This is a genomic window from Stenotrophomonas sp. YJH_SMC_110 (assembly GCF_059369255.1).
Genome location: NZ_JCAFSM010000012.1, coordinates 1 through 22,638, shown reverse-complemented (window position 1 = coordinate 22,638; position 22,638 = coordinate 1). Strand labels below are relative to the sequence as shown.

Below are 22,638 nucleotides of genomic sequence, written 5' to 3'. Positions count from 1 at the left end.
ACACTGGGGATTGGAGCCGACCAAGCCGCCCCATGCGCCCGTCCCTGCCGCCTCTGCTGACCTGCCTGCTTGCCGCGCTGCCTGCGCTGCTTTCGGCTGGCTGCAGCCCGGCCGCGTCCAGCGCGCATGCGGCCGAACCCGCGAGCCGCAACGTGCCGTTCCCGTACGCCGAAACCGATGTCACCGACCTGCAGGCGCGGATGAGCGCCGGTGAGCTGGACAGCACCACCCTGACCCAGGCCTACCTGCAGCGCATCGCCACCCTGGACCGCACCGGGCCGCGCCTGCGCGCGGTGATCGAGCTCAACCCGGATGCACTGAAGGAAGCCGCTGCGCGCGACCGCGAGCGCCGTGATGGACGCCTGCGCGGCCCGCTGCACGGCATTCCGGTACTGCTGAAGGACAACATCAACGCCGCCCCGATGGCCACCAGCGCCGGCTCGCTGGCCCTGCAGGGGTTCCGCCCGGACGACGCCTACCTGGTGCGCCGGCTGCGCGACGCCGGCGCGGTGGTGCTGGGCAAGACCAATCTCAGCGAGTGGGCCAATTTCCGCGGCAACGATTCGGTGTCCGGCTGGAGCGCACGCGGCGGCCAGACCCGCAATCCCTATCGCCTCAGCCACTCGCCCTGCGGCTCCAGCAGCGGCAGCGCGGTGGCGGTCGCCGCCAACCTGGCCAGCGTGGCGATCGGCACCGAAACCGACGGCAGCATCGTCTGCCCTGCGGCGGTCAATGGCATCGTCGGCCTCAAGCCGACCGTCGGCCTGGTCAGCCGCGAGGGCATCATCCCGATTTCCTTCAGCCAGGACACCGCAGGGCCGATGACCCGCAGCGTCGCCGACGCTGCAGCCGTGCTGACCGCTATCGCCGGCCGCGACGATGCCGACCCGGCCACGGCGACCATGCCTGGCCGCGCGGTGTACGACTACACCGCGCGCCTGGACCCGCAGGGCCTGCGTGGCAAGCGCATCGGCCTGCTGCAGACACCGCTGCTGAAATACCGCGGCATGCCGCCGCTGATCGAACAGGCGGCCACCGAGCTGCGTCGGGCGGGTGCCTTCGTGGTGCCGGTGGAGCTGCCCAACCAGGGCGCCTGGGCCGAGGCGGAACGCACGGTGCTGCTGTACGAATTCAAGGCCGGGCTGGAGCGCTACTTCAGCACCCATCGCGCGCCACTACGCAGCCTGGCCGACCTGATCGCCTTCAACCAGGCGCACAGCAAGCAGGAGCTGGGCCTGTTCGGCCAGGAACTGCTGGTGGCGGCCGACGCTACCGCCGGCCTGGCCGACCCCGCCTATATCCGTGCACGCAGCAATGCGCGCCGGCTGGCCGGCGCGGAAGGCATCGACGCCGCCCTCGCCGCCCACCAGCTCGATGCCCTGGTGGCGCCGACCACCGGTGTGGCGTGGCCGATCCGCAGCGAAGGCGACGACTTCCCCGGCGAGAGCTACAGCGCCGCCGCCGTCGCCGGCTATCCCAGCCTCAGCGTGCCGATGGGCCAGATCAATGGCCTGCCGGTCGGCCTGCTGTTCATGGGCACCGCCTGGAGCGAACCGAAGCTGATCGAAATGGCCTACGCCTACGAACAGCGCACCCGCGCGCGACGCCCGCCGCACTTCGACACCGACACCCTGATCGACGCCGGCGAGCCGTGATCGTGTTTCTGTAGAGCCGAGCCCACGCTCGGCTTCAACGGAAAATCGAAAGCAGCCGAGCATGGCTCGGCTCTACAGCGGCTGGTCGGGCTCCACCGGCACGATCGCCGCCTCACCGTCTTCAGCCCCCGGCGAACGCACATCCGCAGTGCGCGCACGTGGACCGCGCGGCATGTCCAGTTCGTCTGCATGCTGCAGCCGCGCACGCACCTGCGGCAGCGACTGCGGATGCTCGCGCGCGAGGAAATCGAGCATGCGTTCGCGCACCAGGCAGCGCAGATCGAAGGCATCACCGGAGCTGCGCGCACTGACCAGCAGGCGCACCTGGATCGCGCGCTCGCTGGTCTCGGTCACCTGGGTCACGCAGACCCGGCCATCCCACAGCGCTTCACCGCGGCAGATGCGTTCCAGCTCGGCACGGATCGCTGCCACCGGGGCACGATAGTCCAGCCACAGGAACGCGGTGCCGAGCAGGTCGGCGCTGCGCCGCGTCCAGTTCTGGAAGGGGTTCTCGATGAACCAGGTCAGCGGCACCACCATTCGCCGCTCATCCCAGATGCGCACCACCACATAGCTGCTGCCGATCTCCTCGATGCGCCCCCACTCGCCTTCGACGATCACCACATCATCCAGCCGGATCGGCTGCGTCACTGCGATCTGCAGGCCGGCGATCAGATTGCCGAACACGGGCTTTGCAGCGATACCGGCCACCAGGCCGATCAGGCCCGCCGAGGCCAGCAGCGCGGTGCCGATCTTCTGCACCATGGGGAAGGTCAGCAGCACCAGCGACGCGCCCAGCACGATGATGCCGCCCATCAGCACGCGGCTGAGCACCCGCGTCTGGGTCTGGATGCGGCGCGCCTCCAGGTTGTCGGAGACATCGATGGGATGGCTGCGCAGGATGGCACGTTCGCCCGCCGCCACCGCCCGCACCAGCAGCCAGATGAAGCACGCGGTCAGCGCGATATGCAGCACCCGTTGCAGGTTGCCCAGAACGGGATCCTGCAGCGGCGTGGCCTGCAATGCAGGGATCAACAGCAGCAGCGGCCATGCGGTGGCCATCGGCAGCCCGAGCACACGCCCGATACGCGCGCGCCGACGATCGCGCCCCTTCAGCCGATGGTAGATCCACAGGATCAGCCACGCGCCGATGCCGCCCACCACTACGGCCAATCCCAACGGCCATGCGTATGCCTGTGCGCTTTGCCAGTGCACCGTTGCCACCTCCACTCGAACAGCCAAGTGGACAGACTCGCGCATGGCGCATGAGCGCCACGTCAGTCGTTCGTAAGCAGGGTGTTGGTCGGCAGGGCTTGCAGCCCTGCACCTGCGGTAGTGCCGGCCGCTGGCCGGCAACCTCAACAGCAACAGCAACAGCGTGCATTCCGAGGGATGGCGGGGTCGGTCCGGTTGCGGGAGACGCCGTGAATCCCGCTCCGCGGTCCGGCCCAGCCGCTGGCGGCTGTGCCGGACCCCGGAGCGGGATTCACGGCGTGTCCTGCCTGCCCACATCGCCCCGCCATCCCACGGAATGCATGCTGTTGCCGTTGCTTAGGCCGTTGCCGTTGCCGTTGCGTCAGCAGGTGCAGGGCTGCAAGCCCTGCCGCAACGCCCTTACCGCACCTGCTCCTGCTTGCGCACGATCGCCATCGCGATCTCCAGCGACTGCTCGTAGTTCAAACGCGGGTCCACCGTCGAACGATACGCGCGTTCCAGGTCGCGCTCGGTCAGTTCGCGCGCGCCACCGGTGCATTCGGTCACGTCTTCGCCCGTCAGTTCCAGGTGCACACCGCCCAGTCGCGTGCCTGCGGCCGCATGCAGATCGAACGACATCTCCACTTCGCCACGCACGTTGTCGAAGCGGCGCGTCTTGAAGCCATTGGCGGTGCTTTCGGTGTTGCCATGCATCGCGTCACACACCCACAGCACGCGACGGCCATCGCGCTTGACCGCATCCAGCAGCGGCGGCAGCTTATCGGCAATCTGCGCTGCCCCCATGCGGTGGATGAAGCTCAGTCGACCCGGCTCGTCATGCGGGTTGAGCACATCGATCAGGCGCAGCAGCTGGTCCGGCGTCACCGACGGGCCGACCTTGATCGCAATCGGATTGCGCACGCCACGCAGGTATTCCACGTGCGCGCCGTCAAGCGCGGCGGTGCGCATGCCGATCCACGGGTAATGCGTGCTCAGGTTCAACCAGCCCTGCTGGCGCGGCACCTGCCGGGTCAGCGCCTGCTCGTAGGGCAGCAGCAGCGCTTCATGCGAGGTGTAGAAGTCGATGCGGTTGAGGTTGTGCACGCGGGCCCCGGCCAGGGTTTCCATGAAGTGCACCGCATCACCGATCGACGCCACCATCTTCTGGTACTCGGCGGCCAGCGGCGAATGCCGCACCCACTCCAGGTTCCAGTACTCCGGATGATGCAGGTCGGCGAAGCCGCCATCGATCAGCGCACGCACGAAGTTCATGGTCATCGCCGAATGCGCATGCGCCTGCAGCATCCGCTTCGGATCCGGCAGGCGCGCCGCCTCGGTGAACGCCGGCGCATTGATCACATCGCCGCGGTAGCTGGGCAGGGTCACGCCGTCGCGGGTCTCGGTATCGGCCGAACGCGGCTTGGCGTACTGGCCGGCAAAGCGCCCGACGCGGATCACCGGCTGGCGAAGGCCATGCACCAGCACCAGGCTCATCTGCAGCAGCACTTTCAACCGGTTGGAAATCGTGCCCGATTCGCAGTCGCTGAAGTTCTCGGCGCAGTCGCCGCCCTGCAGCAGGAAGCGCTTGCCTTCCTGGGCCTCGGCCAACTGCTGCTTCAGCGCCAGGATTTCCCACGAGGTGACCAGCGGCGGCAGGCGCTTCAGCTCATGCAGTGCAGCGTCCAGCGCCACCGGGTCCGGGTAGGTCGGCATCTGCAGCGCGGTCTTGCCGCGCCAGCTCTCCGGCGACCAGGCAGCGCCAGCGGCGGTCGCGGCAGGATCGAGGACGGGCGGAACGGCGGACAGGCTCATTGCAGACTTCCGGGGAGGGGGGCGGTCATGGTCGCAGAGCCAGCCGCTGGCGCAAAGGGCTGGGCACGCCCTGCACATGACTGAACGCCGGGGAAAGGGCATCGCGATCGGCCAGAAACCGCATGGCCACGGCAGCCCGGACAGGCGCATGATTCGCCACGCACTGTTACGAAGTAACACTCCATCCCCGTCGGCCCCTTCCACAGCCTATCTGCCATGAAGCCCTCCCTGCTCGCTACCGGCATTACCTTCGCCCTGACCCTGGCCAGTCAGCCCACCCTCGCTATGGCCGCCGATGCCGCCGCTCCCGTGAAGGACCTCGACACGGTCACTGTCAGCGCCCAGCTCGACCAGGCCCGCAATGCGCTGTCGCCGGACATCGGCAGCAGCCAGTACCAGATCACCGCCGAGGACATCCAGAAGCAGCCGCTGGGTGCCTCCGCGCCGCTCAGCCAGGTGCTGCTGCAGGCTCCGGGCGTGGTCCAGGATTCCTACGGTGGCGTGCACGTGCGCGGCGACCACGCGAACCTGCAGTACCGCATCAACGGCGTACTGCTGCCCGAATCGATCTCCGGCTTCGGCCAGACCCTGGATGCCCGCACCATCAAGAGCATCCGCCTGATGGACGGGGCGCTGCCGGCGCAGTTCGGCGAGCGCACCGCTGCGGTGGTCGACATCACCACCCGCAGCGGCGCCGAGCTCGGCAATGGCGGCAGCGCCGGTCTGACCGCAGGCTCGTTCGGCAAGATCAATCCGAATGCCTCGTGGTGGGGCAATCAAGGACGCTGGAGCTGGTTCCTGACCGGCAACTACGACCAGAACGAGGTCGGCCTGGAGAACCCGACCCGCTCGCGCAAGCCGCTGCACGACGACACGCACCAGGGCAAAGCCTTCGCCGACCTGACCTACCTGGTCAACGAGAACACCCGCCTGAGCGTGTTCGCCGGCTTTGCCAACAATCGCTTCCAGATCCCGGTCAATCCCGGGCAGACCCCGCAGTTCGGTTACCTGGACACGACCACCTTCGACTCCAGCCAGCTGGATGAAACCCAGCGCGAGACCACCCGCTTCGGCATGCTGGTGCTGCAGGGCACGCTGGGCGGCACCGCCTACCAGCTGTCCGCCGGGCAGCGCTACAGCGACGTGGCGTTCAACCCGGATGTCATCGGCGATCTGGTATTCAGTGGCGTCGCCTCCCAGGTCCAGCGCAGCAACCGCGCCAACACGCTGCAGGCCGACCTCTCCACCCCGCTGGGCAACGACCACACGCTGCGCTACGGCCTGTACGGCAACTACGAGAATGCGCGCGCCAGCAACAACAGCTGGGTGTTCCCGGTCGATGGCGCCGGCCAGCAATCCAGCACCACGCCACTGCTGATTCCAGACCGCAGCGCCTTCCACGCCAGCACGCTGGCGGTGTACGTGCAGGATGAGTGGAAGATCGGCGACGACTGGACAGTGAACTACGGCCTGCGTGGTGATCGCTACAAGGCCTTCGGCCGCACCGAGGGCCAGCTCAGCCCCCGCCTGGGCGCGGTCTGGAATGCCAGCGACAGCACCACCGTGCATGCCGGCTATTCGCGTTACTTCACGCCACCGGCCAGTGAGTTGATCGCCAGCAGCGATATCGCCCTGTACGACGGCACCACCAACCAGCAGCCGGGCGGCGGCAACAACATTCCGCTGGCCGAACGCAGCGACTACTACGACATCGGCGTCTCGCAGCAGCTGGGTGAACACCTGACCCTGGGCCTGGACGCGTACGACCGCCGCGTCGCGCGCCTGCAGGACGAAGGCCAGTTCGGCGCCGCCTACATCTACTCGACGTTCAACTACCGCCGCGGCCATATCCGTGGGCTGGAGTTCAGTGCCGACTACAGCAACGGTCCGTTCAGCGCCTACTTCAACGCGGCGTACAACAAGGCCATCGGCACCCAGGTCATCACCAGCCAGTACAACCTCGATCCGGACGCGCTGGCCTATGTGGCCGACCACTGGATCCACCTGGACCACGACCAGAAGCTGACGTCGTCGGGGGGCTTCAGCTACGCCTTCGCCGGGCACAACCGGGTCGGTGCCAACTACGTGTTCGGCAGCGGCCTGCGTTCGGATATCGAGGGCGTGCCCAACGGCGGCGAGCTGCCGTCCTACCTGCAGGTGAACCTCAGCGCCGGGCATGATTTCAATGCCGACAGCGGCCATCCGCTGCACGTGCAGCTGGCCGTGATCAACGCATTGGATCGCAGCTACCAGCTGCGCGATGGCGGCGGTGTCGGCGTGTTCGCCCCGCAATGGGGACCGCGCCGCGGCGCCTACCTGAGCCTGCAGCAGGACTTCTGAGGAGACAGGGGCCGGATCCCTTTCCGCAGGAAAGGGCTCTGACCCCGCACCGGGAATGGGGTCAGAGCCCTTTGCGATGCAAAGGGATCCGACCCCATCCTGCTTCAGCGCTTGACCTTGCGCAGCGACACCACCAGTGCCCACAGCGCCAGCAGCACGAACCACACGCCCGACCACATCGGCATGGTCAGGCCCAGGAACGTCCAGTCGATGTTGCCGCAGTTGCCGGTACCGGTCAGCACCGTACGGAACACTTCCAGCGGCCCCATGGTCTCGCGCAGGAAGCTCAGCGGCGGGCCACAGGTCGCGCCCATCTCCGGCGGCAGCATCTGCACGTAGACGTGGCGCGCAGCGATGCCCACGCCGACGGCCGCCGCGATGAAGGCGAGCACGCCGTAGGTGGCGCGCCCGGGACGGTTGGACGGCCCGTGCAGCGCACCGATCAGGAACAACAGGCCCAGCGCGGCAAAAGCCAGGCGCTGGAAGATGCACAGCGGGCACGGCTCCAGGCCCATCTTCAGCTGCAGGAAGATCGCGTAGCCGAGCAGGCCCGCGCAGATCAGGAAGCCCAGGAAGAACTGGGCGCGGAAGGGCCAGCGCAGTGGATTCATCGTCAACGCTCGAATGGATCAAGGCGCCAAGCGTAACCGAGAGCGCGCCCCATTCGAACCGCCACAGGTGACGCCTGTCGGAACGGTGCGGGTCGGATCCCTTTGCGAATGCAAAGGGATCTGACCTGCGGTGCTGCCTGCTCGGGGTCAGAGCCCTTTCCTGCGGAAAGGGATCCGACCCCTGGAAACGCAAAAGCCCGGCAGGCGCCGGGCTTTCGCTGTGTCGCGTTGGAGCGGTCCGATTACTCGGCCACTTCCTCGGCCACGACCGGACGGTCAACCAGCTCGACGTAGGCCATCGGTGCGTTGTCGCCGGCGCGGAAACCGCACTTCAGCAGGCGCAGGTAGCCGCCCGGACGGTTCGCGTAGCGCGGGCCCAGGATGGTGAACAGGTTGCCCACGGCTTCGTTGTCGCGCAGGCGGGCGAAGGCCAGACGGCGGTTGGCGACCGAGTCGACCTTGGCCAGAGTGATCAGCGGCTCGGCAACGCGGCGCAGTTCCTTGGCCTTCGGCAGGGTGGTCTTGATCAGCTCGTGCTTGAACAGCGAGGCGGCCATGTTCTTGAACATCGCTTCGCGGTGCGCGCTGGTGCGGCTGAACTTACGGCCAGACTTCTGGTGACGCATGGTGATATTCCTTGGTTAATGATGCGGCTGTGTGGATCGTTGTCGCCATCCTGGCGTTACTGCGCGGACTGCGGTTGGTCCTGGCCGCCCGTCCTGGACGACCTGCCCGCGAACCTGCGGTTCGTCGTGGCATGGTGTGTTGCGTTGAAGGCTCCACCGCAAGCGGTGGAGCCTCCAGGCATTACCGATATCAGCCCAGCATGCCGTGGCTGGCGACGCCGGCCGGCGGCCAGTTCTCCAGCTTCATGCCGAGGGACAGGCCGCGCTGAGCCAGCACTTCCTTGATCTCGGTGAGCGACTTCTTGCCCAGGTTCGGGGTCTTCAGCAGCTCCACTTCGGTCTTCTGGATCAGATCGCCGATGTAGTAGATGCTTTCAGCCTTCAGGCAGTTGGCCGAACGCACGGTCAGCTCCAGATCGTCGATCGGGCGCAGCAGCACCGGATCCACGCCGTTGTTGGCCGGCTTGGCCGCACCGCGGTCGCGGTGGGTGAAGTCACCGAACACCGACAGCTGGTCGCTGAGGATGTCGGCGGCGGTGCGCACGGCTTCCTCGGCATCGATGGTGCCGTTGGTCTCGATATCGATGACCAGCTTGTCCAGGTCGGTACGCTGTTCGACACGCGCCGCTTCCACGGCGTAGGCGACACGGCGGACCGGCGAGAACGAGGCATCCAGGACCAGGCGGCCGATGGCACGGGTTTCTTCGTCCGGACGACGACGCGCGGCAGCCGGCTGGTAGCCGAAACCACGTTCGATCTTCAGACGCATGTTGATCGCCGTATCCTTGGTCAGGTGGCAGATCACATGGTCGCCGTTCAGGATCTCCACATTGTGGTCGACCTTGATGTCGGCAGCGGTGACAACGCCCGGGCCCTGCTTGGACAGGGACAGGGTGGCGCTGTCGCCGGAGTGCATACGGATGGCCACGTCCTTCAGGTTCAGCAGGACTTCGAGCACGTCCTCCTGCAGACCTTCGACCGTGGTGTACTCATGCAACACGCCGTCGATTTCGACTTCCGTGATGGCGAAGCCCGGGATGGACGACAGCAGCACGCGACGCAGGGCATTACCCAGCGTATGCCCGTAACCCCGCTCCAAAGGTTCGATAACGACCTTTGCACGGGTGTCGGTAAGGCGTTCGATCTGCGGACCGCGAGGACGCAGAACCTGGTTGGCGGTAACCGTCATGTTGCGGGTTCTCCTAGTGAACCCCCGGCCGTCGCCGGGGGCTCTCCAATGTGAATTACTTCGAATACAGCTCGACGATCAGCGCTTCGTTGATGTCCGCAGGCAGATCCGAACGATCCGGAACAGCCTTGAAGATGCCGGTGAACTTGCCGGAATCCACTTCAACCCACGACGGGCTCAGGTCATGCTGGGCGGCGACGGTCAGGGCTTCCTGGACGCGCAGCTGCTTGGCAGCCTTTTCAGACAGGGCGATGGCGTCGCCAGCCTTGACCTGGTACGAAGCCAGGTTGACCGACTTGCCATTCACGGTGACGCCGCGGTGCGACACCAGCTGACGGGCAGCCGGACGGGTCACGGCGAAGCCCATGCGGTAGACGACGTTGTCCAGGCGGGTTTCCAGCAGCTGCAGCAGGTTCTCGCCGGTGTTGCCCTTCTTGGTCGAGGCCTTCTTGTAGTAGTTGCGGAACTGACGCTCCAGCAGGCCGTAGATACGCTTGACCTTCTGCTTTTCACGCAGCTGGGTGGCGTAGTCGGACAGCTTGCCCTTGCGGGCAGTGGCGCCGTGCTGGCCGGGCTTCTGCTCCAGCTTGCACTTCGAGTCCAGCGCACGCGCCGGGCTCTTCAGGGACAGGTCGGCGCCTTCGCGGCGGGCGAGCTTACAGGTAGGACCGATATAACGAGCCATTTCTTATCGCTCCCTTTAGACGCGACGCTTCTTCGGCGGACGGCACCCGTTGTGCGGGATAGGCGTCACGTCGATGATGTTGGTGATCTTGTAGCCGACGTTGTTCAACGAACGCACGGCCGACTCACGGCCCGGACCCGGGCCCTTGATGCGGACTTCCAGCGACTTCACGCCGTAGTCCAGCGCAGCACGACCGGCCTTTTCAGCAGCCACCTGGGCAGCGAACGGGGTCGACTTGCGCGAACCGCGGAAGCCAGCGCCACCGGAGGTCGCCCACGACAGAGCATTGCCCTGGCGGTCGGTGATGGTGACGATGGTGTTGTTGAACGAAGCGTGGACGTGGGCAACGCCGTCGGTGACGACGCGCTTGATCTTCTTCTTGGTCTTAGCAGCGGGCTTAGCCATTTCTCAGTCCCTTACTTCTTGATCGCCTTGCGCGGACCCTTGCGGGTGCGGGCGTTGGTACGGGTGCGCTGGCCACGCAGCGGGAGGCCACGACGGTGACGCAGGCCGCGGTAGCAGCCCAGGTCCATCAGGCGCTTGATCGCGATACCGATTTCACGGCGCAGATCGCCTTCCACGATGTACTTGCCGACTTCGGCGCGCAGGCGCTCGATTTCCGGCTCCGACAGATCGCGGATCTTGGTGGTCGAAGCAACGCCTGCGACTTCGCAGACCTTCTTCGAACGGGTACGGCCGATGCCGTAAATGCTTTGCAACCCGACCCAGACATGCTTCTGGGCTGGCAGGTTGACGCCTGCAATACGCGCCATGACGCGGTTCTCCAGCTGAGTGATGGCCGACAGCGCGCCTCGGGCACGCCAATCCGGCAGGATGGATCAAAAAAGTGAACTAGCGATACTAACAAGGTTCCGGTTTACATGGAAGCCCGTGAAACCATTGGTTTCATGAACCCGGCCTGGGGAGTGTGCCCAGGCTCCGGCGCCGGATGGGGTTGGACCTGGGGTTTCCCCCGGGGCCGCCCGCGCTACTCCAGCGCGGGACCACCTCATCACACCCCCACCCGGAACCGCTGCGGGGGCCGCCCTTCGTTTGTGTGGCCGGAGTCCGCGAAGCGGAGGGACCATCACGTCAGGAAGACGAAAGTATAACAGGCCTATCAGCCGCGGGCAAAACCGCCGCGGTTGCCACCCTTCAGGTTGGCCTTCTTCAGCAGGCTCTCGTACTGGTGGGACATCAGGTGCGCCTGCACCTGGGCGATGAAGTCCATCACCACCACCACCACGATCAGCAGCGAAGTACCACCGAAGTAGAACGAGGCGTTCAGCTGCGTGCGCATCAGTTCCGGCAGCAGGCAGACGATCACCAGGTACGCCGAGCCGGCCGCGGTCAGGCGGGTCAGCACGCCGTCGATGTAGTCGGCGGTCGCCTTGCCCGGACGGATGCCCGGAATCAGCGCACCGGACTTCTTCAGGTTGTCGGCGGTTTCCTGCGAGTTGAACACCAGCGCGGTATAGAAGAACGCGAAACCGGTGATCAGCGCAGCGAACACGATCATGTGCAGCGGCTCGCCCGGGCCCAGGGCGTTGGCGACCTTCTGCAGGACCTGGCCGAAGCTGCTCTGGTTGGCGGCCTGGCCGGACCACATGGCCAAGGTGGCCGGGAAGGCCAGCAGGCTCGAGGCGAAGATCGCCGGGATGACGCCGGCCATGTTGAGCTTCAGCGGCAGGAACGAGGTCTGGTTCATGTACGCGTTGCGACCACCCTGGCGGCGCGCGTAATTGACCGTGATCCGGCGCTGGCCACGCTCGACGAACACCACGAAGAAGGTGAAGGCGAGCACGACGATGGCGATCAGCAGCAGCTGGATGAACTGGATGTTGCCGTCGCGGTAGGCATCGAAGGTGTGGATGACCGCACCCGGCAGGCCCGCCACGATACCGGCGAAGATGATCAGCGACACGCCGTTGCCGATGCCGCGCTCGGTGACCTGCTCACCGACCCACATCAGGAACATGGTGCCGGCGGTCAGTGCGACCACGGCAGTGAGCACGAAGCCCATGCCCGGCGCATACACGACCGGAGCGCCCGACGGCGAGACCTGGCCCTGCAGGGCCAGCGCGATCGAGCCGCCCTGCACCACTGCCAGCAGCACGGCGCCGATGCGCGAATACTGGGTGATCTTGCGGCGGCCGGACTCACCTTCCTTCTGCATCGCCTTCAGGGCGGGGAAGATGTGCACGGCCAGCTGCATCACGATCGATGCCGAGATGTACGGCATCACGTTCAGCGCGAAGATGCTGAAACGGTGCAGGGCGCCGCCCGAGAACATGTTGAACATGTCCACGATGCCGCCGCCCTGCTGTTGCATCATGGCAAGCATGGCATCGGGATTGACGCCCGGCACCGGCACGTAGCAGCCGATGCGATAGACGATCAAAGCCCCGACGACGAACAGCAAACGTTGGCGAAGTTCAGTGAACTTGCCCATTCCGCCCGCGAGGTTACCGATGCCAGCTTGCGCCATGATTTTCTTACTCCGTTACGCTGCCGCCGGCAGCTTCGATTGCAGCCTTGGCACCCGCCGTGGCAGCAATACCCTTCAGGGTGAACGCCTTGGTCACTTCGCCCTTGACGACGACCTTGGCCTTCTTTGCGGTGCTCGGGACCAGCTTGGCAGCACGCAGGGCGGCGAAATCGATCTCACCGGCCGGCAGCTTGTCCAGCGCGTACAGCAGCACTTCAGCGGTGTCCTTGGCGATCGGCGAACGGAAGCCGATCTTCGGCAGACGACGCTGCATGGGGGTCTGGCCGCCTTCGAAGCCAGCCTTGATCTTGCCGCCACCCTTACGGGCGAACGAACCCTTGTGGCCGCGGCCGGCAGTCTTGCCCAGGCCCGAGCCGATACCGCGGCCGACGCGGGTGCGCTCGGTGCGGGCGCCCGGTGCCGGGCTCAGTTCATTGAGACGCAGAGTCATGGTCGATTACTCCTCAACCTGGACGAGGTACTGAACCTTGTTGATCAGGCCGCGTACCTGCGGGCTGTCCTTCAGTTCACGCACATCGTTGAGCTTGTTCAGGCCCAGGGCACGCACCGACAGGCGGTGACGCGACTGGGTACCACGCAGGCCACGCACCAGGCGGACCTTCACAGTCTTGTTGGACTCATTAGCCATGGTTGAGTTCCTCCACCTTCTTGCCGCGCTTGGCCGCGATGCGAGCCGGCGACTGCGCAGCAGACAGGCCCTTCACGGTGGCACGCACCAGGTTGATCGGGTTGCGCGAACCGGTGGCCTTGGCCAGCACGTTCTTCACGCCAACGGCTTCCAGCACGGCGCGCATGGCACCGCCGGCGATCACGCCGGTACCTTCCGAAGCCGGCTGCATGAACACGCGGGCTGCGCCGTGACCATCCTTGATGGTGTGCCACAGGGTGCCGTTGTTCAGGTCAACGCTGACCAGGTTCTTGCGGGCCTGTTCCATCGACTTCTGGATGGCGACCGGCACTTCGCGGGCCTTGCCATAACCGAAACCGACCTTGCCTTCGCCGTCGCCGACAACGGTCAGGGCGGTGAAGGTGAACTGGCGGCCACCCTTGACGGTCTTGCTGACGCGGTTGACCGCGACCAGCTTTTCGATCATGCCGTCGTCGATCTTCTCTTCGCGGTTACGGTCGCGATCGCGACCCCGCTGCTGACGCTCTTCTGCCATGTTGATTCCTTGGTTGTTTGGGTATGTACGGCTCGAGGCCGCTTATGGTTGTGGAGTGACGCGTTGTTCCGGTGGGCCACTGCAGAAGAGCGGCGCCGTCCAGCCTCGCTCAGGCTGGCGAGCAGGCAGGCAGGAGGCCATCGGCCCCCTGCCCTTGTCCCTTAGAACTGCAGGCCGGCTTCGCGGGCCGCTTCTGCCAGGGCCTTGATGCGGCCGTGGTAGCGGTAGCCCGAACGATCGAAGGCAACCTTCTCGACGCCGGCGGCCTTGGCGCGCTCGGCGACGATGCGGCCAACCTTGGCAGCGGCATCGGCGTTCTTGCCGTTCTTCAGGCCTTCCTTGACGTCGGTCTGGGTGGTGTTGGCGGCAGCCAGCACCTTCGAACCGTCAGCGGTGAAGACCTGGGCGTACAGGTGCTGGCCGGTGCGCAGCACCGACAGGCGGGCGACGCCGAGCTCACGGATGTGGGCGCGGGTCGACTTGGCGCGACGCAGGCGGGCGATGTTCTTGTTCATTTTGATTATTCCTTGAAAGCTGAAGGATGGGCTTCTCCCTGAGGAGTCCGCACATGGATGTGCGGGCTCTTGCGAGGGAATCGCACTTACGCCTTCTTGGCTTCCTTACGGATGATGACTTCGTCGGAGTACTTCACGCCCTTGCCCTTGTACGGCTCCGGCTTGCGGAACGCACGGATCTTGGCGGCGACTTCACCGACGACCTGCTTGTCAGCGCCCTGGACCAGGATCTCGGTCTGGGTCGGGGTGGTGATGGTGATGCCTTCCGGCGCCACGAACACGACCGGGTGCGAGAAGCCCAGCGACAGGCTCAGGTCCTTGCCCTGCATGGCAGCACGGTAACCCACGCCAACCAGCTCCAGCTTGCGCTCGAAGCCTTCGGACACGCCCTTGACCATGTTGGACAGGATCGCACGCACGGTGCCGGTCAGTGCGACCAGCTCGGCGTTCTCGGTGCTCAGGGTGGCAACGCCATTGTCGACGTTGATGGCAATGCCGGCCGGCTTGGCCAGCGACAGGGTGCCCTTCGGGCCCTTGGCGGTGACGCTGTCCGACTGGACGTTCAGTTCAACCTTACCCAGGGTGATCGGCTTCTTGGCTACGCGGGACATAGTTCTACTCCTTTCGCCTTAGGCCACGAAGCACAGGACTTCGCCGCCGACGCCCAGCTGGCGCGCCTGCGCATCAGTCATGATGCCCTTGGAGGTGGAAATGATGGAGATACCCAGGCCGTTCATGACCTTCGGCAGCTCGCTCTTGCCGCGGTACTGGCGCAGGCCCGAACGCGAGAAGCGCTTCAGGGTCGCGATGACCGGCTTGCCTTCGAAATACTTCAGCACGATTTCCAGCTCGGACTTGTTGTTTTCCAGCTGGGTCACGCGCAGGTCGGTGATGTAACCCTCGTCCTTCAGGACCTGGGCGATCGCAACCTTGATCTTGGACGACGGGGCTTTCACCGTCTGCTTGCCAACTGCGGCCGCATTCTTGATGCGGACCAGCAGGTCGGCGATGGGATCAGTCATGCTCATATGAGTACCTTTGAGTGCACCGATATCCGCTTTCGCGAAAATCTGTTGTCTCCTGGAAACGGGCCAGGTCCCTTGATGCAGCGGGCCAGGCCCACTCCTACAACCCCGTCTGCACAGGGCAAGACGCGGGAGTATACGCCAAAAGAGCCCGACTTGCGTCGGGCTCTTCGGGTTTTTTCGCAGAAAGGAAGCTGAACAGCCCCCTCCCCCGGTTCAGCACCCCCGCAAGGGGGTGCTGAGCGCAGGGCCGGCTGGGATTACCAGCTGGCCTTGCGCAGGCCCGGGACGTCGCCACGCATGGTGGCTTCGCGCAGCTTGTTGCGGCCGAGGCCGAACTTGCTGTACACGCCACGCGGACGACCCGACAGCTCGCAACGGTTGCGCTGACGGCTCGGCGACGAATCGCGCGGCAGCTTGGCCAGCTTGGTTGCGGCGTCGATCTTCTCTTCGTAGGTCGCGTCCACGGAGGACACGATCTTCTTCAGAGCCGCACGCTTCTCAGCGTACTTCTTGGCCAGCTTTTCCCGCTTGATGTCGCGGTTGACCATGGAGGTCTTTGCCATTTCGGTTTCCTCGACAGATCAGTTACGGAACGGGAACTTGAACGCTGCCAGCAGCGCCTTCGCTTCCGCGTCGGTCTTCGCAGTGGTGGTGATGGCGATATCCATACCGCGGATCGCGTCGACGGCGTCGAAGTCGATTTCCGGGAAGATGATCTGTTCCTTCACACCCATGTTGAAGTTGCCGCGGCCGTCGAAGGAACGACCGGAAACACCACGGAAGTCGCGCACGCGCGGCAGCGAGATGTTGATCAGGCGGTCCAGGAACTCGTACATCTTGTGGCGACGCAGCGTGGTCTTGCAGCCGATCGGCCAACCATCACGGATCTTGAACGACGCAACCGAGATACGCGACTTGGTGACAACCGGCTTCTGGCCGGAAATCTTGGTCATGTCCGCGACGGCGTTTTCCAGGATCTTCTTGTTGGTGGCAGCCTCGCCGACACCCATGTTCAGGGTGACCTTGACGAGCTTCGGTACTTCCATCGGATTGGTGTAGCCGAACTGCTTCATCAGCGCCGGCACCACTTCTTCCTTGTAGATCTTTTCGAGACGGGAAGTCATCTTCACATTCCTCAGGCGTCGAGCGCCTCACCGCTGGAGCGGAACACACGCAGTTTGCGTCCATCCTCCAGCACCTTGAAGCCAACGCGTTCGCCCTTGCCCGAAGCCGGGTTCAGCACGTTCACGTTGGAGATATGGATCGAAGCTTCGCGCTCGACCACGCCGCCGGCAACACCTGCCTGCGGGTTCGGCTTGGTGTGGCGCTTGACGATGTTCACGTTGGCGACGACCACACGGTCACCGTCGACGCGGACGACTTCGCCCTGCTTGCCCTTGTCCTTGCCAGCGTTGACGACAACCTGGTCGCCCTTCTTGATACGGTTAGCCATGATTATCTCCTGTCGCTCACAGCACTTCGGGAGCGAGCGAGACGATCTTCATGAACTTCTCCGAACGAAGTTCACGGGTCACCGGCCCGAAGATACGGGTACCGATCGGCTCCTGCTTGTTGTTCAGCAGGACGGCAGCGTTGCCGTCGAAGCGGATCAGCGAACCGTCGGCGCGACGCACACCCTTGCGGGTACGCACCACGACGGCGTCATACACTTCACCCTTCTTGACCTTGCCGCGCGGAATCGCATCCTTCACGGTGACCTTGATGATGTCGCCGATGCCGGCGTAACGGCGCTTGGAACCACCCAGCACCTTGAAGCACATCACCTGCTTGGCACCCGAATTGTCCGCGACGTCAAGGTAGCTCTGCATCTGGATCATGATTCAGACTCCTTATTCAGCCGCACGCGTGATGACTTCCACCACGCGCCAGTTCTTGGTCTTGGACATCGGAGCAATCTCGGTCACGCGGACGACATCGCCTTCCTTGCAGGCGTTGTCGGCATCGTGGGCGTGCAGCTTGGTCGAGCGCTTGATGTACTTGCCGTACAGCGCGTGCTTGACCTGACGCTCAACCAGGACGGTAACCGTCTTGTCCATCTTGTTGCTGACGACACGGCCTTCGACCGTGCGCAGCGTCTTCTTTTCAGTATTGTCGCTCATAGCGGCCATCCTTACTTCGTGCTGCCGAGCAGGGTCTTGACGCGAGCAATCTCGCGACGGACCCGGCGAATGTCGTGGGTCTTCGGCAGCTGGCCGGTGACCTGCTGCATACGGACAGAGAACTGTTCCTTACGCAGGTCGATCAGGTGGGCCTTGAGTTCGTCAGCCGACTTTTCACGGAGAGTTTTGATATCCATCAGCGCACCGTACGGGTCACGAAAGTGGTGGTGACCGAGAGCTTGGCGGCGGCCAGGCGGAACGCCTCGCGAGCCACTTCCTCGGAAACACCCTCGATTTCATAGATCATGCGGCCGGGCTGGATCTGGGCCACCCAGTATTCCACGTTACCCTTACCCGAACCCATTCGAACTTCGATGGGCTTCTTGGTGATGGGCTTGTCGGGGAACACGCGGATCCACATCTTGCCGCCGCGCTTGACGTAGCGGCTGATCGAGCGGCGGGCCGCTTCGATCTGACGCGCGGTCAGCTGACCGTGTGCGGTTGCCTTCAGGCCGTATTCGCCGAAGCTGACAGCGTTGGCGCTCCAGCTCAGGCCATCGTTACGGCCCTTGTGTACCTTGCGGTACTTGGTTCGCTTGGGTTGCAACATTGTCGTTACCTCGCTTCACGGGCCGGGCGCTGACGGTCACCACGGTCGCCGCGATCGTGACGATCGTTGCGCGACGGGGTGTCGTCCTGCTTTTCCTGGCCAACCTGGGAGAAATCGAAGACCTCGCCCTTGTAGATCCAGACCTTGATGCCGATGATGCCGTAGGTCGTCTTGGCTTCAGCGAAGCCATAGTCGATGTCGGCACGCAGGGTGTGCAGCGGCACGCGGCCTTCGCGGTACCACTCCGAACGGGCGATTTCAGCACCGTTGAGGCGGCCACCAACGTTGACCTTGATGCCCAGGGCACCCAGGCGCATCGCGTTGCCGACCGAGCGCTTCATTGCACGGCGGAACATGATGCGACGCTCCAGCTGCTGGGCGATCGACTCGGCAACGAGCTGCGCGTCCAGTTCCGGCTTGCGCACTTCGGTGACGTTGATGTGCGCCGGGACGCCCATCATCTCGCTCACTTCCTTGCGCAGCTTCTCGATGTCCTCACCGCGCTTGCCGATCACCACGCCCGGACGGGCGGTGTGGATCGTCACGCGAGCGGTCTTGGCCGGACGCTCGATCAGGATCTTGCTGATGCCGGCCTGGGCCAGCTTCTTGCGCAGCATTTCGCGCACTTTCAGGTCGGCTGCCAGGTAACCGGCGAACTCGGCCTTGTTGGCGTACCACTTGGAGTTCCAGTCCTTGGAAATGCCGAGGCGGATACCAATCGGATGAACTTTATGACCCATGGTCTTTTCCTTATCCGCTTACTTGGCGGCGCCCACAACCACAGTGATGTGGCTGGTGCGCTTGAGGATGCGGGTACCGCGGCCTTTCGCCCGCGCCATGAAACGCTTCAGGGTCGGACCTTCATCAACCATGATGGTCTGAACCTTCAGCTCGTCGACGTCGGCGCCCTGGTTGTTCTCGGCGTTGGCAATTGCCGACTCCACCACCTTCTTGATCAGGTGGGCAGCCTTCTTGTCCGAGAACTTCAGCAGGTTGACCGCACGTTCGGCCGGCAGACCGCGCACCTGGTCAGCGACCAGACGAGCCTTCTGCGGGGAGATGCGCGCAGTGCGCAGGATGGCTTTCGCTTCCATTGTCATCTCTCCTTACTTGCCCGACTTCTTGTCACCACCGTGACCCTTGAAGGTCCGGGTGATGGCAAATTCGCCGAGCTTGTGGCCGACCATGTTCTCGTTGACGAGAACCGGGATGTGGTTCTTGCCGTTATGCACGGCAATGGTGATGCCTACCATGTCAGGCAGGATCATCGAACGGCGCGACCAGGTCTTGATCGGCTTCTTGCTGCCCGCAGCGGCCTCCACCTTCTTGACGAGGTGGTGATCGACGAACGGGCCCTTCTTGAGTGAACGTGCCATGGTCGATTAGCCCCTACGATCGCGGACGATGAACTGCTGAGTGCGCTTGTTATGGCGCGTCTTGTAACCCTTGGTCGGAACACCCCACGGGGTGACCGGATGCGGGTTACCCTGGCCGGCCTTGGCCTCACCACCGCCGTGCGGGTGGTCAACCGGGTTCATGGCAGCACCACGAACGGTCGGGCGGACGCCGCGCCAACGCTTGGCACCGGCCTTGCCCAGCTTTTCCAGGCTGTGCTCGTCGTTGCCGACTTCGCCGATGGTGGCGCAGCACTCGACCGGAACCTTGCGCATTTCACCCGAGCGCAGGCGCAGGGTGGCGTAGATGCCTTCGCGAGCCACCAGCTGCACGGCCGCACCAGCGGCGCGAGCGATCTGAGCGCCCTTGCCCGGCTTCAGCTCGATGCAGTGGATGGTGGTGCCGACCGGGATGTTGCGCAGCGGCAGGGTGTTGCCGGCCTTGATCGGGGCGTCCGAACCAGCGATCACCTGATCACCGGCCTTCAGGCCCTTCGGGGCGATGATGTAGCGACGCTCACCATCGACGTAGCACAGCAGGGCGATGTGGGCGGTGCGGTTCGGATCGTATTCGATGCGTTCCACGCGCGCCGGGATGCCCAGCTTGTTGCGCTTGAAGTCGATGATGCGGTAGTGCTGCTTGGCACCACCACCGACGTGACGCACGGTGATGCGGCCGTGGTGGTTGCGGCCACCCGAGCGGCTCTGCGACTCGACCAGTGCGGCGTGCGGAGCACCCTTGTGCAGGTCGGGCGTAACCACGCGCACGGCCGAACGGCGGCCGGGGGAAGTGGGCTTGAATTTCATCAATGGCATGGGATGTACCTCAGGCCTTGGCCGTTACATCGATCGACTGGCCGTCGGCCAGGCGAACGTACGCCTTGCGCCAATCGCCGCGGCGGCCAGCACGGTTACGGAAGGACTTGTTCTTGCCCTTGACGTTGACCACGTTGACGGCTTCGACCTTGACGTCGAACAGCTGCTCAACCGCGGCCTTTACATCGGCCTTGGTGGCTTCGTTCGAAACTTCGAAGACATACTGGTTGGAGAGTTCCTGCAGGCGCGCGGTCTTTTCGGAGACACGCGGGGCACGCAGCACGCTGAAGATTTTTTCGTTGCTGTTCATGCCAGCCACTCCTCGACCTTCTTGACCGCGTCAGCGGTGATGACGACCGTGTCGGCACCCACCAGCGAGACCGGATCCAGACCCTGGACGTCACGCACCTGCACGTACGGCAGATTGCGGGCGGACAGGTACAGGTGCTCGGACGCTTCTTCGGTGACGATCAGCGGGCGCTTGCCCACTTCCAGGCCGGCCAGCTTGGCGATCAGACCCTTCGTGTTGGTCACTTCGACATCGAAGGACTCCACGATGGTCAGACGGCCCTGACGGTTCAGCTCGGACAGGATCGCGCACATGGCGGCACGGTACTGCTTACGATTGACCTTCTGCTCGAAGCTGCGCGGCTTGGCCGCGAAGGTGACACCGCCGCCGACGAAGATCGGAGCCGTCAGTGCGCCATGACGCGCGCCGCCGCCCTTCTGCTTCTTCGACTTCTTGGTGGTACCAGCCACTTCGGAGCGAGTCTTCTGTGCCTTGGTGCCGGCGCGACCGGCGTTGCGGTAGGCAACGACGACCTGGTGGACCAGATCTTCGCTGAAATCGCGACCGAACACGGCGTCGGAGACCGAGACCTTGTTGTTGCTACCCGTGATAACGAGTTCCATCGTCATCTCTCCTTATGCCTTGCTCGCCGGACGGACGATCACATCGCCACCCGCCGCGCCCGGAACGGCGCCGCGAACGGCGATCAGACCGCGCTCGACGTCGACCTTGACCACTTCCAGGTTCTGGGTGCTCTGCTGCACCGCGCCCATGTGGCCCGACATCTTCTTGCCCGGGAAAACGCGACCCGGGGTCTGGCGCTGACCCAGCGAACCCGGCGCGCGATGCGACAGCGAGTTACCGTGGGTTGCATCGCCCATACGGAAGTTGTGGCGCTTGATGGTGCCCTGGAAGCCCTTGCCCTTGGTGACACCCTGGACGTCGACGATCTGGCCGACTTCGAAGATGTCCGCCTTGACTTCGCCGCCAACGGCGAAATCGCCGAGCTGCGCGTCTTCAACGCGGAATTCCCACAGGCCACGACCCGCTTCCACCTTCGCCTTGGCGAAGTGGCCGGCTTCCGGCTTGTTGACCAGGGCAGCGCGACGCGCGCCGACGGTCACCTGCACGGCGCTGTAGCCGTCGGTTTCGACGGTCTTGATCTGCGCGATGCGGTTCGGGGTTGCTTCGATCAGGGTCACCGGGATGGAACGGCCATCTTCGGTGAACACGCGGCTCATGCCGGCCTTGCGGCCCACGAAGCCCAACGAATACTTCTTCGTCATGGTCGTAGTCCTCAGGTCAGCTTGATCTGAACGTCGACGCCGGCAGCCAGTTCGAGCTTCATCAGCGCGTCCACGGTCTTGTCATTCGGGTCAACGATATCGAGCACGCGCTTGTGCGTGCGGGTCTCGTACTGGTCACGCGCGTCCTTGTCGACGTGCGGGGAGACGAGAACGGTGTAACGCTCGATCTTGGTCGGCAGCGGGATCGGGCCACGCACTTGCGCGCCGGTCCGCTTTGCCGTTTCAACGATCTCGCTGGCCGAACGGTCGATCAGACGATGATCGAACGCTTTCAGCCGGATCCGGATCTTTTGGTCCGCCATGGCGGTAGGTTCCTTCGTTAAAAGAGCGACAGACAAAGCCTCTGGGTTGCTTTGCCCCATGAAATTCCTGAATACGGACGGCCCGCAGTCCTGCAGGCCGACAAGGTCACTCCATGGACCTCAAAAACGTAGGCAGACCAGTTTCCCGGCCTGCCCAGACGTAGAAGCATAATGGCACGCAAGGCAGCTGTCAACAGTCGCCTGTTGACGCCGCCTGAATGGCATTGACCCTTCCTGGTCCGGGGAACACAAGGCACATCCTGTGCCTGCTTTCCCATTTGATACGCCCCGATGCCCTACCCAGGCAACATCGGGGCGCAGATACTACCAGATTACTCGATGATCTTCGAGACCACGCCGGCGCCGACGGTACGGCCGCCTTCGCGGATGGCGAAGCGCAGGCCTTCGTCCATTGCCACCGGGTTGATCAGGGTGACGACCATCTTGACGTTGTCACCCGGCATCACCATTTC

The 22,638-nt window shown here is 64.4% G+C and carries 33 protein-coding genes; 2 read left to right on the top strand and 31 right to left on the bottom strand.

Annotated elements, in window-relative coordinates:
* The first annotated feature begins 32 nt into the window (after positions 1-32).
* Positions 33-1,655 (top strand): amidase, encoded by a 1,623-nt coding sequence (locus AC5P6H_RS18170; protein WP_049440294.1) that lies wholly within the window; start codon positions 33-35, stop codon positions 1,653-1,655.
* 72 nt (positions 1,656-1,727) lie between these two features.
* On the opposite strand, the gene AC5P6H_RS18165 is transcribed toward AC5P6H_RS18170, so the two are convergent.
* Both AC5P6H_RS18165 and AC5P6H_RS18160 read right to left on the bottom strand, forming a co-directional pair.
* Positions 1,728-2,915 (bottom strand): mechanosensitive ion channel family protein, encoded by a 1,188-nt coding sequence (locus AC5P6H_RS18165; protein ID WP_169411760.1) that lies wholly within the window; start codon positions 2,913-2,915, stop codon positions 1,728-1,730.
* 354 nt (positions 2,916-3,269) lie between these two features.
* Positions 3,270-4,661, bottom strand: a complete 1,392-nt coding sequence (locus AC5P6H_RS18160; RefSeq protein WP_014646058.1) for a class II 3-deoxy-7-phosphoheptulonate synthase — start codon at positions 4,659-4,661, stop codon at positions 3,270-3,272.
* A 216-nt stretch (positions 4,662-4,877) separates the two neighbouring features.
* Between AC5P6H_RS18160 and AC5P6H_RS18155 the strand changes: the two genes are divergently transcribed.
* The gene (locus AC5P6H_RS18155) at positions 4,878-7,001 is read left to right on the top strand and encodes a TonB-dependent receptor (RefSeq protein ID WP_495202942.1); all 2,124 of its coding nucleotides are present in this window, start codon (positions 4,878-4,880) and stop codon (positions 6,999-7,001) included.
* Positions 7,002-7,105: 104 nt separating this feature from the next.
* Here AC5P6H_RS18155 and AC5P6H_RS18150 read toward each other — a convergent pair whose 3' ends face one another.
* From AC5P6H_RS18150 to AC5P6H_RS18010, 29 genes are all read right to left on the bottom strand, one after another.
* Entirely contained in the window at positions 7,106-7,612 is a 507-nt protein-coding gene (locus tag AC5P6H_RS18150) for a disulfide bond formation protein B (RefSeq protein WP_005415421.1), read from the bottom strand.
* Between the two features lie 242 nt (positions 7,613-7,854).
* Entirely contained in the window at positions 7,855-8,238 is a 384-nt protein-coding gene (gene rplQ, locus AC5P6H_RS18145) for a 50S ribosomal protein L17 (protein ID WP_005408217.1), read from the bottom strand.
* Positions 8,239-8,428: 190 nt separating this feature from the next.
* On the bottom strand, positions 8,429-9,427 hold the full coding sequence (locus AC5P6H_RS18140) for a DNA-directed RNA polymerase subunit alpha (RefSeq protein ID WP_005408216.1): 999 nt from the start codon (positions 9,425-9,427) through the stop codon (positions 8,429-8,431).
* A gap of 55 nt (positions 9,428-9,482) precedes the next feature.
* Positions 9,483-10,112, bottom strand: a complete 630-nt coding sequence (gene rpsD, locus AC5P6H_RS18135) for a 30S ribosomal protein S4 (protein ID WP_004145446.1) — start codon at positions 10,110-10,112, stop codon at positions 9,483-9,485.
* 15 nt (positions 10,113-10,127) lie between these two features.
* Positions 10,128-10,517: a 30S ribosomal protein S11 gene (gene rpsK, locus AC5P6H_RS18130; protein ID WP_004145443.1), complete on the bottom strand. Its 390-nt coding sequence runs from the start codon at positions 10,515-10,517 to the stop codon at positions 10,128-10,130.
* Positions 10,518-10,528: 11 nt separating this feature from the next.
* Complete coding sequence (rpsM, locus tag AC5P6H_RS18125; protein ID WP_004154500.1) at positions 10,529-10,885, bottom strand: 30S ribosomal protein S13; 357 nt, start codon at positions 10,883-10,885, stop codon at positions 10,529-10,531.
* Between the two features lie 347 nt (positions 10,886-11,232).
* On the bottom strand, positions 11,233-12,600 hold the full coding sequence (secY, locus tag AC5P6H_RS18120; protein WP_005415420.1) for a preprotein translocase subunit SecY: 1,368 nt from the start codon (positions 12,598-12,600) through the stop codon (positions 11,233-11,235).
* Positions 12,601-12,607: 7 nt separating this feature from the next.
* Positions 12,608-13,051 (bottom strand): 50S ribosomal protein L15, encoded by a 444-nt coding sequence (gene rplO, locus AC5P6H_RS18115; RefSeq protein WP_004154498.1) that lies wholly within the window; start codon positions 13,049-13,051, stop codon positions 12,608-12,610.
* A gap of 6 nt (positions 13,052-13,057) precedes the next feature.
* Positions 13,058-13,249, bottom strand: a complete 192-nt coding sequence (gene rpmD, locus AC5P6H_RS18110) for a 50S ribosomal protein L30 (RefSeq protein WP_005408214.1) — start codon at positions 13,247-13,249, stop codon at positions 13,058-13,060.
* A complete protein-coding gene (gene rpsE, locus AC5P6H_RS18105) occupies positions 13,242-13,784 on the bottom strand; it encodes a 30S ribosomal protein S5 (protein ID WP_005408213.1) in 543 nt (180 codons plus the stop codon). The genes rpmD and rpsE overlap by 8 nt, the downstream gene beginning before the upstream one ends.
* A 161-nt stretch (positions 13,785-13,945) precedes the next feature.
* Positions 13,946-14,305, bottom strand: coding sequence for a 50S ribosomal protein L18 (gene rplR / locus AC5P6H_RS18100; protein ID WP_169411773.1), 360 nt, complete (start codon positions 14,303-14,305; stop codon positions 13,946-13,948).
* A gap of 80 nt (positions 14,306-14,385) precedes the next feature.
* Positions 14,386-14,910, bottom strand: a complete 525-nt coding sequence (gene rplF / locus AC5P6H_RS18095; protein WP_014646052.1) for a 50S ribosomal protein L6 — start codon at positions 14,908-14,910, stop codon at positions 14,386-14,388.
* A gap of 18 nt (positions 14,911-14,928) precedes the next feature.
* A complete protein-coding gene (gene rpsH, locus AC5P6H_RS18090; protein ID WP_005408210.1) occupies positions 14,929-15,327 on the bottom strand; it encodes a 30S ribosomal protein S8 in 399 nt (132 codons plus the stop codon).
* Positions 15,328-15,584: 257 nt separating this feature from the next.
* Positions 15,585-15,890: a 30S ribosomal protein S14 gene (gene rpsN, locus AC5P6H_RS18085; RefSeq protein ID WP_005408209.1), complete on the bottom strand. Its 306-nt coding sequence runs from the start codon at positions 15,888-15,890 to the stop codon at positions 15,585-15,587.
* 18 nt (positions 15,891-15,908) lie between these two features.
* The gene (rplE, locus tag AC5P6H_RS18080) at positions 15,909-16,451 is read right to left on the bottom strand and encodes a 50S ribosomal protein L5 (protein ID WP_005415416.1); all 543 of its coding nucleotides are present in this window, start codon (positions 16,449-16,451) and stop codon (positions 15,909-15,911) included.
* 11 nt (positions 16,452-16,462) lie between these two features.
* Positions 16,463-16,780, bottom strand: coding sequence for a 50S ribosomal protein L24 (gene rplX / locus AC5P6H_RS18075; protein ID WP_004154490.1), 318 nt, complete (start codon positions 16,778-16,780; stop codon positions 16,463-16,465).
* A gap of 16 nt (positions 16,781-16,796) precedes the next feature.
* Positions 16,797-17,165: a 50S ribosomal protein L14 gene (gene rplN, locus AC5P6H_RS18070; RefSeq protein WP_010483978.1), complete on the bottom strand. Its 369-nt coding sequence runs from the start codon at positions 17,163-17,165 to the stop codon at positions 16,797-16,799.
* A gap of 12 nt (positions 17,166-17,177) precedes the next feature.
* On the bottom strand, positions 17,178-17,447 hold the full coding sequence (gene rpsQ / locus AC5P6H_RS18065; RefSeq protein WP_004154489.1) for a 30S ribosomal protein S17: 270 nt from the start codon (positions 17,445-17,447) through the stop codon (positions 17,178-17,180).
* An 11-nt stretch (positions 17,448-17,458) separates the two neighbouring features.
* A complete protein-coding gene (gene rpmC, locus AC5P6H_RS18060) occupies positions 17,459-17,644 on the bottom strand; it encodes a 50S ribosomal protein L29 (RefSeq protein WP_004154487.1) in 186 nt (61 codons plus the stop codon).
* A complete protein-coding gene (rplP, locus tag AC5P6H_RS18055) occupies positions 17,644-18,057 on the bottom strand; it encodes a 50S ribosomal protein L16 (RefSeq protein WP_004154486.1) in 414 nt (137 codons plus the stop codon). Before rplP ends, rpmC begins: the two co-directional genes overlap by 1 nt.
* 5 nt (positions 18,058-18,062) lie before the next feature.
* Entirely contained in the window at positions 18,063-18,797 is a 735-nt protein-coding gene (gene rpsC, locus AC5P6H_RS18050) for a 30S ribosomal protein S3 (RefSeq protein WP_004145350.1), read from the bottom strand.
* Positions 18,798-18,815: 18 nt separating this feature from the next.
* On the bottom strand, positions 18,816-19,151 hold the full coding sequence (gene rplV, locus AC5P6H_RS18045) for a 50S ribosomal protein L22 (RefSeq protein ID WP_004145348.1): 336 nt from the start codon (positions 19,149-19,151) through the stop codon (positions 18,816-18,818).
* Positions 19,152-19,163: 12 nt separating this feature from the next.
* The gene (gene rpsS, locus AC5P6H_RS18040; RefSeq protein ID WP_005415413.1) at positions 19,164-19,433 is read right to left on the bottom strand and encodes a 30S ribosomal protein S19; all 270 of its coding nucleotides are present in this window, start codon (positions 19,431-19,433) and stop codon (positions 19,164-19,166) included.
* A 6-nt stretch (positions 19,434-19,439) separates the two neighbouring features.
* Positions 19,440-20,267: a 50S ribosomal protein L2 gene (rplB, locus tag AC5P6H_RS18035; protein ID WP_004145339.1), complete on the bottom strand. Its 828-nt coding sequence runs from the start codon at positions 20,265-20,267 to the stop codon at positions 19,440-19,442.
* A gap of 10 nt (positions 20,268-20,277) precedes the next feature.
* Positions 20,278-20,577: a 50S ribosomal protein L23 gene (gene rplW, locus AC5P6H_RS18030; RefSeq protein WP_004145338.1), complete on the bottom strand. Its 300-nt coding sequence runs from the start codon at positions 20,575-20,577 to the stop codon at positions 20,278-20,280.
* Positions 20,574-21,179 (bottom strand): 50S ribosomal protein L4, encoded by a 606-nt coding sequence (gene rplD, locus AC5P6H_RS18025; RefSeq protein ID WP_004145337.1) that lies wholly within the window; start codon positions 21,177-21,179, stop codon positions 20,574-20,576. The genes rplW and rplD overlap by 4 nt, the downstream gene beginning before the upstream one ends.
* A 12-nt stretch (positions 21,180-21,191) precedes the next feature.
* The gene (gene rplC / locus AC5P6H_RS18020; RefSeq protein ID WP_004145336.1) at positions 21,192-21,842 is read right to left on the bottom strand and encodes a 50S ribosomal protein L3; all 651 of its coding nucleotides are present in this window, start codon (positions 21,840-21,842) and stop codon (positions 21,192-21,194) included.
* A gap of 11 nt (positions 21,843-21,853) precedes the next feature.
* On the bottom strand, positions 21,854-22,165 hold the full coding sequence (gene rpsJ, locus AC5P6H_RS18015) for a 30S ribosomal protein S10 (RefSeq protein ID WP_005408208.1): 312 nt from the start codon (positions 22,163-22,165) through the stop codon (positions 21,854-21,856).
* A gap of 332 nt (positions 22,166-22,497) precedes the next feature.
* Positions 22,498-22,638: EF-Tu C-terminal domain-related protein (locus AC5P6H_RS18010; RefSeq protein ID WP_487247787.1), on the bottom strand; the 141-nt coding region annotated here is incomplete at its 5' end.

Coding starts and splice junctions, on each gene's coding strand:
- AC5P6H_RS18170 (WP_049440294.1), top strand. CDS start 33: ATGCGCCCGTCCCTGCCGCCTCTGCTGACCTGCCTGCTTGCCGCGCTG.
- AC5P6H_RS18165 (WP_169411760.1), bottom strand. CDS start 2,915: ATGCGCGAGTCTGTCCACTTGGCTGTTCGAGTGGAGGTGGCAACGGTG.
- AC5P6H_RS18160 (WP_014646058.1), bottom strand. CDS start 4,661: ATGAGCCTGTCCGCCGTTCCGCCCGTCCTCGATCCTGCCGCGACCGCC.
- AC5P6H_RS18155 (WP_495202942.1), top strand. CDS start 4,878: ATGAAGCCCTCCCTGCTCGCTACCGGCATTACCTTCGCCCTGACCCTG.
- AC5P6H_RS18150 (WP_005415421.1), bottom strand. CDS start 7,612: ATGAATCCACTGCGCTGGCCCTTCCGCGCCCAGTTCTTCCTGGGCTTC.
- rplQ (WP_005408217.1), bottom strand. CDS start 8,238: ATGCGTCACCAGAAGTCTGGCCGTAAGTTCAGCCGCACCAGCGCGCAC.
- AC5P6H_RS18140 (WP_005408216.1), bottom strand. CDS start 9,427: ATGACGGTTACCGCCAACCAGGTTCTGCGTCCTCGCGGTCCGCAGATC.
- rpsD (WP_004145446.1), bottom strand. CDS start 10,112: ATGGCTCGTTATATCGGTCCTACCTGTAAGCTCGCCCGCCGCGAAGGC.
- rpsK (WP_004145443.1), bottom strand. CDS start 10,517: ATGGCTAAGCCCGCTGCTAAGACCAAGAAGAAGATCAAGCGCGTCGTC.
- rpsM (WP_004154500.1), bottom strand. CDS start 10,885: ATGGCGCGTATTGCAGGCGTCAACCTGCCAGCCCAGAAGCATGTCTGG.
- secY (WP_005415420.1), bottom strand. CDS start 12,600: ATGGCGCAAGCTGGCATCGGTAACCTCGCGGGCGGAATGGGCAAGTTC.
- rplO (WP_004154498.1), bottom strand. CDS start 13,051: ATGACTCTGCGTCTCAATGAACTGAGCCCGGCACCGGGCGCCCGCACC.
- rpmD (WP_005408214.1), bottom strand. CDS start 13,249: ATGGCTAATGAGTCCAACAAGACTGTGAAGGTCCGCCTGGTGCGTGGC.
- rpsE (WP_005408213.1), bottom strand. CDS start 13,784: ATGGCAGAAGAGCGTCAGCAGCGGGGTCGCGATCGCGACCGTAACCGC.
- rplF (WP_014646052.1), bottom strand. CDS start 14,910: ATGTCCCGCGTAGCCAAGAAGCCGATCACCCTGGGTAAGGTTGAACTG.
- rpsH (WP_005408210.1), bottom strand. CDS start 15,327: ATGAGCATGACTGATCCCATCGCCGACCTGCTGGTCCGCATCAAGAAT.
- rpsN (WP_005408209.1), bottom strand. CDS start 15,890: ATGGCAAAGACCTCCATGGTCAACCGCGACATCAAGCGGGAAAAGCTG.
- rplE (WP_005415416.1), bottom strand. CDS start 16,451: ATGACTTCCCGTCTCGAAAAGATCTACAAGGAAGAAGTGGTGCCGGCG.
- rplX (WP_004154490.1), bottom strand. CDS start 16,780: ATGGCTAACCGTATCAAGAAGGGCGACCAGGTTGTCGTCAACGCTGGC.
- rplN (WP_010483978.1), bottom strand. CDS start 17,165: ATGATCCAGATGCAGAGCTACCTTGACGTCGCGGACAATTCGGGTGCC.
- rpsQ (WP_004154489.1), bottom strand. CDS start 17,447: ATGAGCGACAATACTGAAAAGAAGACGCTGCGCACGGTCGAAGGCCGT.
- rpmC (WP_004154487.1), bottom strand. CDS start 17,644: ATGGATATCAAAACTCTCCGTGAAAAGTCGGCTGACGAACTCAAGGCC.
- rplP (WP_004154486.1), bottom strand. CDS start 18,057: ATGTTGCAACCCAAGCGAACCAAGTACCGCAAGGTACACAAGGGCCGT.
- rpsC (WP_004145350.1), bottom strand. CDS start 18,797: ATGGGTCATAAAGTTCATCCGATTGGTATCCGCCTCGGCATTTCCAAG.
- rplV (WP_004145348.1), bottom strand. CDS start 19,151: ATGGAAGCGAAAGCCATCCTGCGCACTGCGCGCATCTCCCCGCAGAAG.
- rpsS (WP_005415413.1), bottom strand. CDS start 19,433: ATGGCACGTTCACTCAAGAAGGGCCCGTTCGTCGATCACCACCTCGTC.
- rplB (WP_004145339.1), bottom strand. CDS start 20,267: ATGCCATTGATGAAATTCAAGCCCACTTCCCCCGGCCGCCGTTCGGCC.
- rplW (WP_004145338.1), bottom strand. CDS start 20,577: ATGAACAGCAACGAAAAAATCTTCAGCGTGCTGCGTGCCCCGCGTGTC.
- rplD (WP_004145337.1), bottom strand. CDS start 21,179: ATGGAACTCGTTATCACGGGTAGCAACAACAAGGTCTCGGTCTCCGAC.
- rplC (WP_004145336.1), bottom strand. CDS start 21,842: ATGACGAAGAAGTATTCGTTGGGCTTCGTGGGCCGCAAGGCCGGCATG.
- rpsJ (WP_005408208.1), bottom strand. CDS start 22,165: ATGGCGGACCAAAAGATCCGGATCCGGCTGAAAGCGTTCGATCATCGT.